At 68.3% G+C, this 12,190-nt stretch carries 11 protein-coding genes; 6 read left to right on the forward strand and 5 right to left on the reverse strand.

Translation table 11 applies throughout. The annotated features are described in order from the left end of the window. The first annotated feature begins 23 nt into the window (after window positions 1-23). The gene (gene dapC / locus ABDC78_RS24510) at window positions 24-1,127 is read left to right on the forward strand and encodes a succinyldiaminopimelate transaminase (RefSeq protein WP_218620525.1); all 1,104 of its coding nucleotides are present in this window, start codon (window positions 24-26) and stop codon (window positions 1,125-1,127) included. Window positions 1,128-1,162: 35 nt separating this feature from the next. Here dapC and ABDC78_RS24515 read toward each other — a convergent pair whose 3' ends face one another. Then, window positions 1,163-2,746, reverse strand: coding sequence for a PucR family transcriptional regulator (locus tag ABDC78_RS24515; protein WP_178357990.1), 1,584 nt, complete (start codon window positions 2,744-2,746; stop codon window positions 1,163-1,165). Between the two features lie 92 nt (window positions 2,747-2,838). Here ABDC78_RS24515 and pruA point away from each other — a divergent pair, with 92 nt between their 5' ends. Both pruA and ABDC78_RS24525 read left to right on the forward strand, forming a co-directional pair. After that, window positions 2,839-4,467: an L-glutamate gamma-semialdehyde dehydrogenase gene (gene pruA / locus ABDC78_RS24520; protein ID WP_178357989.1), complete on the forward strand. Its 1,629-nt coding sequence runs from the start codon at window positions 2,839-2,841 to the stop codon at window positions 4,465-4,467. Between the two features lie 2 nt (window positions 4,468-4,469). Beyond that, complete coding sequence (locus ABDC78_RS24525) at window positions 4,470-5,426, forward strand: proline dehydrogenase family protein (RefSeq protein WP_178358070.1); 957 nt, start codon at window positions 4,470-4,472, stop codon at window positions 5,424-5,426. 110 nt (window positions 5,427-5,536) lie between these two features. On the opposite strand, the gene ABDC78_RS24530 is transcribed toward ABDC78_RS24525, so the two are convergent. The 3 genes from ABDC78_RS24530 to ABDC78_RS24540 all read right to left on the reverse strand — a co-directional run bounded on the left by ABDC78_RS24530 (window position 5,537) and on the right by ABDC78_RS24540 (window position 8,502). Further along, a complete protein-coding gene (locus ABDC78_RS24530) occupies window positions 5,537-7,198 on the reverse strand; it encodes a nucleobase:cation symporter-2 family protein (protein WP_178357988.1) in 1,662 nt (553 codons plus the stop codon). Between the two features lie 112 nt (window positions 7,199-7,310). Further along, window positions 7,311-7,811, reverse strand: a complete 501-nt coding sequence (locus tag ABDC78_RS24535; protein ID WP_178357987.1) for a hypothetical protein — start codon at window positions 7,809-7,811, stop codon at window positions 7,311-7,313. A 154-nt stretch (window positions 7,812-7,965) separates the two neighbouring features. Next, window positions 7,966-8,502, reverse strand: a complete 537-nt coding sequence (locus ABDC78_RS24540; RefSeq protein ID WP_178357986.1) for an NUDIX hydrolase — start codon at window positions 8,500-8,502, stop codon at window positions 7,966-7,968. Window positions 8,503-8,533: 31 nt separating this feature from the next. On the opposite strand from ABDC78_RS24540, the gene ABDC78_RS24545 reads away from it, so the two are divergent. Genes ABDC78_RS24545 through ABDC78_RS24555 form a run of 3 tightly spaced genes read left to right on the forward strand, consistent with a single transcriptional unit; the run spans window position 8,534 to window position 10,985 of the window. After that, a complete protein-coding gene (locus tag ABDC78_RS24545; RefSeq protein WP_178357985.1) occupies window positions 8,534-9,952 on the forward strand; it encodes an acyl-CoA synthetase in 1,419 nt (472 codons plus the stop codon). After that, window positions 9,943-10,290 carry a VOC family protein gene (locus ABDC78_RS24550; RefSeq protein ID WP_178357984.1) on the forward strand — a complete coding sequence of 116 codons (348 nt, stop codon included), beginning with the start codon at window positions 9,943-9,945 and terminating at the stop codon, window positions 10,288-10,290. The genes ABDC78_RS24545 and ABDC78_RS24550 overlap by 10 nt, the downstream gene beginning before the upstream one ends. Before the next feature lie 56 nt (window positions 10,291-10,346). Beyond that, a complete protein-coding gene (locus tag ABDC78_RS24555; RefSeq protein ID WP_178358069.1) occupies window positions 10,347-10,985 on the forward strand; it encodes a M15 family metallopeptidase in 639 nt (212 codons plus the stop codon). 3 nt (window positions 10,986-10,988) lie between these two features. Here the strand turns inward: ABDC78_RS24555 and ABDC78_RS24560 are convergent, their stop codons facing one another. Next, window positions 10,989-12,170 (reverse strand): MFS transporter, encoded by a 1,182-nt coding sequence (locus ABDC78_RS24560; protein ID WP_178357983.1) that lies wholly within the window; start codon window positions 12,168-12,170, stop codon window positions 10,989-10,991. Between the last annotated feature and the right edge of the window lie 20 nt (window positions 12,171-12,190).

A 12,190-nucleotide genomic window follows, 5' to 3' on the forward strand; every position in this document is an offset into this window, starting at 1 on the left:
CGACGTCTCGCGCTTACCACCGCCTGCGCGTCTCGTCGTCGCTGCCGGTGTTCCCCTGGGACACTCTGGCCGATGTCACGGCGCTGGCACGGTCCCACCCCGACGGCATCGTCGACCTTTCGGTAGGAACGCCGGTCGACCCGGTGGCCCCGGTGATCCGGGACGCGCTGGCGGCCGCCAGCGCCGCTCCGGGTTACCCGACCACCGCAGGCACGCCAGCGCTGCGGGAGGCCGCCGTCAAGGCGCTGGCGCGTCGATACGGCATCACCGGGCTGTCCGAGAATGCTGTGCTACCGGTGATCGGCACCAAGGAACTGATCGCGTGGCTGCCGACACTGATGGGTCTGGGTCCCGCCGACACCGTTGTCGTCCCGGAGCTCGCCTACCCCACCTATGAGGTGGGCGCTTTGCTGGCGGAGACGATGGTGGAGCGGGCCGACTCGCTTCTCCAGCTCGGCCCGCAACAGCCTGCCCTGATCTACCTCAACTCGCCGAGCAATCCGACCGGCAAGGTTCTGGGTGTTGATCACCTTCGCAAAGTCGTCCAATGGGCTCGCGAACGCGGAGCGCTGGTCGCCTCCGACGAGTGCTACCTCGGGCTCGGCTGGGATGCGGCGCCGGTATCGGTGCTTCACCCGGACGTCTGCGACGGTGACCACACCGGGTTGCTGGCCGTGCATTCGCTGTCGAAGACCTCGTCGCTGGCCGGATACCGCGCGGGGTTCGTCGCCGGCGATCCCGCCGTCGTCGCCGAACTGCTGGCGGTGCGCAAGCACGCCGGGATGATGGTGCCGACGCCGGTGCAGGGGGCGATGGTCGCCGCGCTGGACGACGACGCCCACGAAAAGGTGCAGCGCGAGCGATATGCGCACCGGCGCGACGCCCTGCTGCCGGCGCTGCGGTCTGCCGGTTTCACCGTCGACCACTCCGAGGCCGGGCTATATCTGTGGGCGACCCGCGACGAACCGTGCCGCGACACCGTCGCCTGGCTGGCCCAGCGCGGGATGCTGGTAGCGCCCGGCGAGTTCTACGGGCCGCGGGGCACCCGCCATGTGCGGGTGGCCTTGACGGCCACCGACGAACGCATCGCTGCGGCCGTGCAACGCCTGGCGGATCCGGCGCGCTGAAGCACCCCCGCGGTCGCTGCGTCCGCTCGATCCGCTCAGGCAAGCTCGTTGGCGCGCAGTCCCAGAGCGAGAACCAGGCGCTCGTCGGGGTCGGCCAACGACGTCGACAGCAGCTTCTCGATCCGGCGGATGCGGTAGCGCACGGTATTGGGGTGCACGTGTAGCTGCCCGGCGATGGTGGCCACGTCACCGAAACCGTCGAGGTAGGCCCGCAGCGTCGTCGCCAGCATGGGCTCGTGCTCACACAGCTCACGCACCCGCGGATCCACCAACCGGGGTTCGGCCGCGACGTGGGACACGATCTCGTCGAGCAGCACCGTGGTGCGGGCCTCGTCCAGGGAGGTGACCTGGCCGATCGCAGAGGGGTGCCGGGCCGCGCTGTCGAACACCCGGTCGACCTCCGTGCGTACGGCGGCCGCGCCGGCGAGTCCGGTCAACGGTGCGGCCGTCACGGCGCGGACGTCGAGGCCGAGTTCGCGGCCCAGTGCGGCGACCACGCCGCGGGCCCACGACGTGACCGTCGCCGCGGCGGTGATCTTCGGCAGCAGCACATAGACGCGGTCACCACCTGAGGCGATCTGGGCGTCGGCCCGAAAAGCGCTGGCGCTCAACGCGATCACATCAGGCGGAACGACTCCGTCGTGCGCCCGGAAGCCGACGAGGGCGGCGCGGGCGTCGGCGGGAATGCCGAGCTCTCGGGCCAGGGCGACGACGTCCTCGGTGTCTGCGCCTGTCAGGCCGAGCATCTGTTGCACGCGGGCGGCGTGCTGTGACGGCACGGCGGCCAGTCGGGACATGATCCGGGCCGCCAACACCGCCCCGCCGCGCAGGATCTGCTCGGCGTCCTCGCTCAGCGGTGACGACCCCTGCTGGAGCCAGATGGTTCCGGCGAACCGCGGGGTGGGGCGGCCATCGGTGCGGGGCAGATGCACGCCGACGGCCAGCCGGGGCCGCAGGCCCAACTCGGGGCGCTCGGCGACGCGGACCACCTCGGTGCCCGACCGCAGCGCATCGAAGATCCCCCATTGCCCGATCCACTCCAGATGCTCTGCCGGTCCCGTGCGGCCCAGGATGGTCAGCCGCCTCAACTCGTCGGCTTCCTCGCTGGAGGCGGAGTAGGCCAGCATGTGGCTGTCGGCGTCCTCGATGCAGATCATGCCGCGCGTGCGGTCGGCGATCGACTGCGCCAGGCCGAACAGATCGGTGCCGGACTCGCGGTCGGGGTCGTTGCGGTCGCCGTGATGGTCCAGGGCGTAGTTCACCAGGCGGTACAGGTGCTCCCAGCGGGCCCTGGGTTCGACGGCGACGACGGCAGTGCCCAGCGCGACCGCCCGGGCCACCGCAGTGGGGGTGGGTTCCTTGACGAAGATCGCGACGGGCCGGCCCGCGTGGTGTTCGAGCCAGCCCACCGCCTCGACGTCGGACGCCCCGAGCAGGAAGAACAGATCAGCCGAACCGGGGCCGACCGACAGGCCCAACCGGACGTCGTCGGCATCCACGAGCGCCACCGAACTCACCGGCATGTCCAGCCCACGCGGCGCCTCCACCAGCGTGACCATCGTGCGGTCCAGTGCGAGAAGCAACTGCCCGAACCCGAGACCGCCCGGCGTGGACGCCATCGTCGCTCCTTTGTCCGATTCGACTACCCAGTGTGCCAGGACTTGTCCGATCGACTATCGGATATCGGTGCCGAAGCAGGGATCGTTGCTGCATGGACGCCATCACCGACGTACCCCTGCCGCTGAACGAACCGATCCACGAATACGCGCCGGGATCACCGGAACGCACCCGCCTCGCCGACGCGCTGAGCAGTCTCGCGGCGAACCCGATCGACCTGCCCCACGTCATCGGTGGCGAGCACCGGATGGGCGCCGGTGCCCGAGTCGACGTGGTTCAGCCGCACCGACATTCGGCGACGCTGGGCACCCTGACCAACGCCGACCACGCCGACGCCGCCGCTGCCGTCGAGGCGGCCGTGGCAGCCAAGGCTCAGTGGGAGGCCACGCCGTTCGACGAACGCGCCGCGGTGTTCCTACGAGCTGCCGACCTGTTGGCGGGGCCGTGGCGGGAGCGCATCGCGGCCGCCACGATGCTGGGGCAGTCCAAGACCGCGTATCAGGCCGAGATCGACTCGCCGTGCGAACTCATCGACTTCTGGCGCTTCAACGTCGCGTTCGCCCGCCAGATCCTCGCCCAGCAGCCGGTCAGCTCGCGAGGGGTGTGGAATCGCACCGACTACCGCCCTCTGGAGGGCTTCGTCTACGCGATCACACCCTTCAACTTCACCGCCATCGCCGGGAACCTGCCCACCGCGCCGGCGCTGATGGGCAACACCGTGGTGTGGAAACCGTCACCCACGCAGACCTTCGCGGCGTACCTGACGATGCAGTTGCTCGAGGCGGCCGGCTTGCCCGCCGGGGTGATCAACCTGCTGACCGGGGACGGGAAGGCCGTCTCGGACGTGGTGCTGGCCGACAGCAGGCTGGCCGGTATCCACTTCACCGGTTCGACCGCGACCTTCCAGCATCTGTGGCGCGAGGTCGGCACCCACATCGACCGCTACGACACCTACCCCCGACTGGTTGGCGAGACCGGCGGCAAGGACTTCGTCGTCGCTCATGCGTCGGCCCGACCAGAGGTGTTGCGCACAGCCCTGATTCGCGGCGCGTTCGACTATCAGGGGCAGAAGTGTTCGGCCGCGTCGCGGGCGTTCATCCCGCGCTCGGTGTGGCAGCAGATGGGCGACGACTTCCTCGGCGCCACCGACGCGCTGCGGTTCGGCGACGTCACCGATCTCGCCAACTACGGCGGAGCACTGATCGACGAGCGGGCATTCGCCAAGAACGTCAACGCCATCGAGCGAGCGAAGAGCGCGGCGAATGTGACGATCGCAGCCGGTGGTGAATACGACGACAGCGAAGGCTATTTCGTCAGGCCCACAGTGTTGCTGTCCGACGATCCGACCGACGAGGCGTTCTCGACCGAGTACTTCGGTCCCATCCTGGCGGTGCACGTCTACCCCGACGCGGACTACGAGCGGATTCTCGACGTCGTCGACGCCGGGGCCCGATACGCCCTGACCGGTGCGGTGATCGCCGACGACCGCGCCGCGGTGCTGCACGCCGCCCAACGACTTCGGCACGCAGCAGGCAACTTCTACGTCAACGACAAGCCGACCGGCGCGGTGGTGGGACAACAGCCGTTCGGCGGTTCGCGCGCGTCGGGCACCAACGACAAGGCCGGTTCCGCGCAGAACCTGCTGCGCTGGACCTCGGCCCGGTCGATCAAGGAGTCGTTCGTGCCACCGACCCATCACGGCTACCCTCACATGGAGTCGTGACCATGGGCATGTTCGAGCGATTCGCCCGTCCGGTGATCCTCGCTGCGGGCGACCGCGACGGTCTGCGCCGGACCGCCGAGCGACTACCGATGACCCGCGACGTCGTCCATCGGTTCGTCCCCGGGGAGAGCATCACCGAGGTGATGAATTCAGTGGAGCCGCTGAGGGTTTCCCGCCGTCTGGTGTCGATCGACTACCTCGGTGAGGACGTCACCGACGCCGATACGGCCGAGGCCACCGTCGAGGCGTACCTGCAGCTGTTGGAAGCCCTGTCGGGCCGTGGCGAAGCGCGCGAGGATGTCCGGCCACTGGAGGTGTCGCTCAAGCTGTCCGCACTGGGCCAGGCGCTGCCACGCGACGGCGAGAAGATCGCGCTGGAGAATGCGCGAGCGATCTGCGAACGGGCCCAACAGTCGGGGATCTGGGTGACCGTCGACGCCGAAGACCACACCACCACCGACTCGACGCTGTCGATCGTGCGCGAACTACGCACCGACTTCCAGTGGGTGGGCACGGTGCTGCAGGCCTACCTCAAACGCACTCAGGCCGACTGTGTCGAGTTCGCCGGCGGCGCCCGGATCCGGTTGTGCAAAGGCGCTTACGACGAGCCGGCGTCGGTCGCCTACCGGGACCGTGAGGCGGTCACCGATTCCTACCTGCGGTGTCTGGGGGTGCTGATGGCCGGCAGCGGCTATCCGATGGTGGCGTCCCACGACCCCGAGATCATCGCCGCCGTACCGGGCATGGTTCGCGAGAACGGCCGCGGCGTCGACGATTTCGAGTACCAGATGCTCTACGGTATCCGCGACGCCGAGCAGCGCCGGCTTGCCGAGGAGGGCAATCACGTGCGCGTCTACGTGCCCTTCGGAACCCAGTGGTACGGCTACTTCGTCCGGCGGCTAGCCGAGCGTCCGGCCAACCTCACGTTCTTCCTGCGGGCGCTGGCCGAACGCCGCTGAGCCAACGCACTGAGCCAACTTCGTTGAGCCAACGGCGTTGAGACTGCGCTCATGGCGCGGTTCTCTCGAACATTTCCGCCCTGGCTGCAGTCTCGATGAGTCCTTGTGTCCTACTCCCGGTTGCGCTTCGAGAATCTGCCCTCGGTCACTTCGTCCCACTTCTGATACACCTGGTCGACCTGCGGGTTGCCCTGCTCCTTGATCCAGTCGCACGTCGTCACATACGTCGACGGATTGGTGACGATGATCGTGTGCAACTCGGGCCGCTTACGGGCCAGGGCCTCCAATTCCTCGGGGGAGGTCGACGGATCGGCGGCCCGCAGGGCATCCAGCGGGTCGGGCAGCGCTCCGCGGGGCGCGTCGTGGGCGGCCAGGTCGCCCAGCTGCTCGTCGTCGATTCGACTGTTCAACAACAGGTTCAGCAGGATGGCGGTGATCGCGCCGGCCGAGATGCCGGAGTGGAAGATCGTCTGGAACCAGTCGGGGAACTGGTGGTACAGGTCCAGCGCCACATTCACCGGTGAATCCGACAGCGACCGGTCGGTGTAGTACAGCTTGGCCTCGGTCAGCATCGCCACACCGACCGAGATCGCCACGACCAGGATGTTGGTGTTGGTGAACTTGACCTTGGTCAGCGTGCGGATGCCGCTGGCCGCGACCATGCCGAAGAGCGCCACGCCGGCGCCACCGAGCACCGGCAGCGGGATGCCCTCCACCACCGCGGCCATCTTGGGCAGCAGACCGAGGAGCACCAGGATGATGCCGGCGACGGTCGCGACGTGGCGGGTGCGGACCCCGGTGATCGCGACGAGCCCGACATTCTGGGCGAACGCCGTGTAGGGAAAGGTGTTGAACACCCCGCCGATGACGGTGCCCAGTCCGTCTGCGCGCAATCCGTCGGCCAGCTTCTGCGGGGTGATCTTCTCGTCGACGATCTCGCCGACCGCCACGATGTCGCCGGTCGTCTCGGTCATGATCACGATCCCGACGATGAGCAGCGCGATGATCGAGCTGATCTCGAAGGTCGGCAACCCGAACTGGAACGGCGTGACGATGCCGATCCAGCTGTAGTCACCCATGTGGCTCCAGTTGGTCATGCCGAACGGAATCGCCACGATCGTTCCGATGAGCAGTCCCAGCAGGATCGACACCCGGCGCAGGCTCTCGGGCGCGAACCTCTCGATGACAAGAATCGTGGCGAGGGTGAAGAAGCCCATGCCGATCGCCGCGGGTGAACCGAAGTCCGCGCCGGTGGCGGTGCCGCCGCCGAACCACCCGGCGGCCACCCGCATCAGCGACACCCCGATGATCAGGATGATCGTGCCGGTGACCAGGGGCGGGAAGAAGCGGATCAGCTTGCCGAACACCGGGGCGAGCACCATCATGAACAGCCCGCAGGCGATCACCGAACCGTAGATCGTGGTCACGCCGTGGTTCAGGCCGATGGTGATCATCGGCCCCACCGCGGCGAACGTCACGCCCTGCATCAGCGGCAGTCGCACACCGAACCGCCAGAACCCGACGGCCTGGATGATGGTCGCGATGCCGGCCACGAACAGGTCGGCCATGATCAGGTGGACGATGTCGGATTGCTCCAACTGCCCCGCGCTCACCATGGCGCCGCCGACGATCAGCGGGACCGCCACCGCGCCCGCGTACATGGCCAACACATGCTGGATACCAAGCGGCAGCAGCCGTTTCAGCGGTGGAACCTCGTCGACCGGTCTCGTGCCGGTTCTGCCCTGGGTCAGGATCTTGGTCAATGTCGCCATCTGAAACTCAGCTCCCCGCCTCTGCGGTGCCCACGCCACATGGCGACCGGGCCGAAGGTCCAATTTTCGGAGCCGTTGGTTTCGGGAGTTTTCCCTGTCTGTGACCGGGGGGTTACGTCGGGTACGCCGCGACGGGCATGACGATGCTGCCCTTGCACACGCCCTCGAGGATCTCGGTGCGCCAGGTTCCGTACATCGACCCGTCCAGCGTGGGCGCATAGAACACCAGCGAACGGGCCGAGGCGTACTCGCGCGGCACGTCGTCGCCCCGGAAGCACTCCCACTGCCAGTTGTAGTTGAACACCCACTGCTTGCCGTCCCACGTGTAGCGACTCGGCTGCGGGACGGTGGGGTTGCTCGGTGCCGGGCCGTCGGCCGCGGTGGCCACGCAGGTACCCGCACAGGACGTGCTGAACGTGTACTGCCCGCTGAAATCGGGTTCCGGCTGGCGGGCGGCGATGCTGGTACCGATCTTGTCCGACGCGAAGGTCACCATGGTGTAACGCCCGATCCACTCCGCGGGTGCTGCCTGCGCCGTGGCTACGGTGCAAATCCCCGCGGCCGCAACAAGAGTCGCGGTGGTGAGTGCAGTGCGCGCCCGTCGGGCAGACATGGATTCCTCACGATGGTCTGAGTGTGGCAGTTGAAACCTAATTGTCCTGACAGTCAACGTGCCTGACCGACACGGCGGGTTGGGGCACAGTTGGATCACGGGTTGGTCTCGGAGCCGACGAACGAATCACGTTCGTGCGGAACGGTGCTCGGTGTCAGCCTGCGGAGAGCAACAGCAACGTCCACGCGGCGAGCGACTGAGCGTCGGTGATGACGCCGTCGCGCATCATCGCCTCGACTTCGGCGCGGGTGAACCACGCGCTGCGCATGTCCTGTTCCTCGTGCTCGCGCTCATGGGGACCTTCGGTGATCCCGGTGGCGAGGAAGACCCGCCCGCGCTGGCTGCTCATTCCGGGGGCGACGTCGAGCAGCCCGAGTTCGGTCATCGTCGCAGCACGCAATCCGGTCTCTTCCCGGAGTTCGCGCGCGGCGAGTTCGGCCGGATCGATGTCGGCCCGACCGGGTGCGGTGCCCTGTGGAAACTCCCAGCGCCGCAGGCCCAGGGGGTAGCGGAACTGTTCGACGAGGTGGAACCGGTCGGTGTCCCGGGGAATCACCAGCGCGTAGGCCGGCTTGTCGACGACCGCGTAGATCCCGGCGCTGCCGTCGGGCCTGCGGATGTCATCCTCTCTCAGGGTCAGCCAATTGTTCCGGTACACCTCGCGCGACCCCACGGTCTGGATCGAATCCACCGCCTCAGTATGGGGAGTAGCCTCAGTTTCCGTGCTGCTGGCCTCCTTGAACCCCGCGGCCGTGGCCGCCGGTGCGGATCTTGACGATGCGGTGCGGATCGACGGAACGACGTTGAGCCGCAGTGATCTGGTCGGTGCGGCGACCTCGGTCGCCGAACGGGTCGGTCACGCGAGCCGGATCGCGGTGCTGGCCACGCCCACACCTGCCACCGTGCTCGCCATCGCGGGCTGTCTGATCGCCGGGGTGCCCGTGGTGCCCGTGCCCGCCGACGTCGGGGTGGCCGAGCGGCGTCACATCCTCGCCGATTCCGGTGCCCAGGCCTGGCTCGGTGACAGGCCCGAGGACACCGAGGGGCTCGGCCACATCCCCGTTCGGCTGCACGCCCGCTCCTGGCACCGGTATGCCGAACCGGCACCTGACGCCACGGCGCTGATCGTCTACACCTCCGGCACCACCGGGCTGCCCAAGGGTGTCGTGATGAGCCGTCGCGCGATCGCCGCCGACATCGACATGCTCGCCGCGGCGTGGCAGTGGACTGCCGACGACACCCTGGTGCACGGGCTGCCGCTGTACCACGTGCACGGTCTGGTGCTGGGACTGCTGGGGTCGCTGCGCATCGGGAACCGCTTCGTGCACACCGGCAAACCCAGCCCGGCGGCCTACGCTCACGCGGTGTCCGATCTCGGGGGATCGTTGGTGTTCGGGGTTCCGACCGTATGGTCGCGGATCGTCGACGACGGCGACGCGGCGCGGGCGCTGTCCTCGGCGCGGCTGCTCGTCTCCGGCAGTGCGCCGCTGCCTGTACCGGTTTTCGACGGGCTCGCCGCGCTGAGCGGACATCAGCCCGTCGAACGCTACGGCAGCACCGAAGCCTTGATCACGATGAGCACCTTGGCGACCGGGGAGCGCAGGCCGGGCTGGGTCGGGTTGCCGCTGGTCGGCGTCCAGACGCGGTTGGGTGCCGAGGACGGCGGCGAAGTGCCACACGACGGGGAAACCATCGGACGACTTCACGTCAAGAGCCCCACGATGTTCGACGGCTACCTCAACAGGCCGGACGCCACCGCGGAGGTGCTCAGCGCCGACGGGTGGTACCACACCGGCGATGTCGCCGTCATCGACCAGGACGGGATGCACCGGATCGTGGGCCGGGAATCGGTCGATCTGATCAAGACCGGTGGCTTCCGGGTGGGCGCGGGGGAGATCGAGACCGTGCTGCTGGGGCATGCCGGCGTGCGGGAAGTCGCGGTGGTCGGTGCCCCCGACGAGGATCTCGGTCAGCGCATCGTCGCGTTCGTGGTCGGTGACGCGGCGCCCGATGAGCTGATCGAGTTCGTGGCACAGCAACTCTCGGCGCACAAAAGGCCACGTGTGGTCAGGCTGGTGGACGGTCTGCCCCGCAACGCCATGGGTAAGGTGCTCAAAAAGGAACTGATGCAATGGGTTTGAGGTTCACCGAGATCTGCATCGATGCCGCCGACATCCATGCGCTGGCATCGTGGTGGTCGCAGGTGTTGGGCTGGCCGCAGGAGTTCACCGACGACGGCGACGTGGCGCTGCGGGCCCCCGCCGGCGCGGGTCCGGACTGGCTGTTCCTCGCGGTACCCGACGGCAAGGTGGTCAAGAACCGCATCCACTTCGACTTCGTCCCCGAAGATCAGAATGCCGAGGTCGCGCGGGCGATCGCCTTGGGCGCACGGCATGTCGACGTCGGGCAGGGTGACCAGAGTTGGGTGGTCCTCGCCGATCCCGAGGGAAACGAATTCTGCATCCTGGCCGCTCCGTGACTCCCCTTTCCCCGCGAGCGCGCGTGTCTGCACACGACACGCCGCGCCCCGCCGGCATGTCGCGCGCGCTCGCGGCGATCGGCGGCGCGTTCGGTGTCCTGCTGGTCTCGGCGTGTGGGCAGTCTCCCGAGGTCGCTCTGGTGCAGACCAGCATTCTGGTGCCCCCGGCTCCCGAACCGCCGGCTCCCGAACCGCCGGCTCCCGAACCGCCGACGCCAGCACCCGGCGACACCTTCGACATCGGACCCGCTGCGGTCGACACCACCGGCGGCTGGCTACCCGACGGCACCATGCTGTCACCGTTCGATGTATCGAATCCCATACTCTCGCAACTAGATCCGGCACTGTTGCAGGCCGTACAGGAAGCGGCCCGTGCCGCGGAGGCTCAGGGTGTGCAGCTCTGGGTCACCTCCGGGTGGCGCTCGAAAGGGTTCCAGCAGAGGCTATTCGACAACGCGGTGGTCAGCTACGGCAGTGTTGGCGCGGCCGCAGAGTTCGTCGCGACGCCCGAGGTGTCCAAGCACGTCACCGGACAGGCGATCGACATCGGTCCGGTCGAGGCCGACATGTGGTTGATCGCCAACGGCAGCCGCTTCGGGCTGTGTCAGATCTACGACAACGAGATCTGGCACTTCGAGCTCGCCGCCGACGTGAACGGCAACTGCCCGCCGCTGCGACCCAACGCCGCGGGTTGACGACTACCCCGTCGTCGCCGGGAATGCTCTGCGGGACAACATCGCCACGGCCAATCCTAGGCCGATCAGTGACGCTCCTACCCATGGTAGTGACGACGGGCCCGTCGTCTGGAGAAGGCCGGCGCCGACGGCGGACCCGCCGGCGATCCCGGCATTTGCCGTCGCGTTGACCCATGCCCCGGCACGTTCAGGGGAGACCGCGGGGATGCGCACCGCGCACGTCTGGTAGATCGACGGCACGCCCCCGAAAGCCCCGCTCCACACCGCAGTCGCGACGAGCACGGCCACCAGGCCGGGCCATGTGCCGGCGAGCGCGACGACGGCTCCCAGGGTCAGCCCCAATACGAGACCCGCGGTTCGTCTCGGGTTCCGGTCGAGGCCATGGCCGGCGTACCACAGGCCGAGGAGCCCGCAGGCACCACAGCCGAGCAGGATGGGTCCGAGGAAGACGGGGCGAACGCCGCTCCCGAGCAGCAGCGTGCTGATGAACGTGTAGACGGTGAACTGTCCGAGAAACACCAGCGTGTTCGAGGTTGTCACGGCAACCAGCCGAGGGCGGACACCCGGGGCCGATCCGCCCGCAGTCGGGTGGTAGTCCACCTTGGGCAGTGCCCGACCGACCACGACGAACGTGACGACCGACAATGCGGCCAAAGCCAGGAACGACGTTCGCCATCCCGCGGCGGTGCCCAGCGAGGTCAATAGAGGCACGCCGAGAACCAGTCCGACGGAGGCGCCACCGCCGGCGAGAGCAAGGGCGCGCCCTGCCTGCGCCCGGGCCACGAGCCGTGGGGCGTATCCGATGGCCAGTGAGAAGAACAGGGCGTGCGTCACGCCGCCGAGCGCCCGTCCCGCAGCGAGCACCGCGAACACCGGCGCCGCCGCCACGAGGAAGTTGCTCAGTGCGTAGCCGGCCACCGTGGTCAACAGCAGGGGTTTACGGGAGAACCGGGAGGTGGCGACCGTCAGCGGCACCGCGAGCGCGGCGACCATGACGGCGTAGAGGCCGACCAGGAGCCCGGTGACGGAGTCGGGCACCGCGAAGGCGTCGCCGATCTGAGGTAGCAGCCCCACCGGCAGCATCTCGGTGGTGACCGCAAGGCTCGAGGCCAGCGCGAGCGACAACAGCCCCGGGAGGCTGCGACGAAGGCTGCGTCGGGCAGCTGGTTCGGCGGCCAGCGTCATGGAACTCGAATATACTCGTG

Source organism: Mycobacterium sp. DL (assembly GCF_039729195.1).
Classification (GTDB): domain Bacteria; phylum Actinomycetota; class Actinomycetes; order Mycobacteriales; family Mycobacteriaceae; genus Mycobacterium; species Mycobacterium hippocampi_A.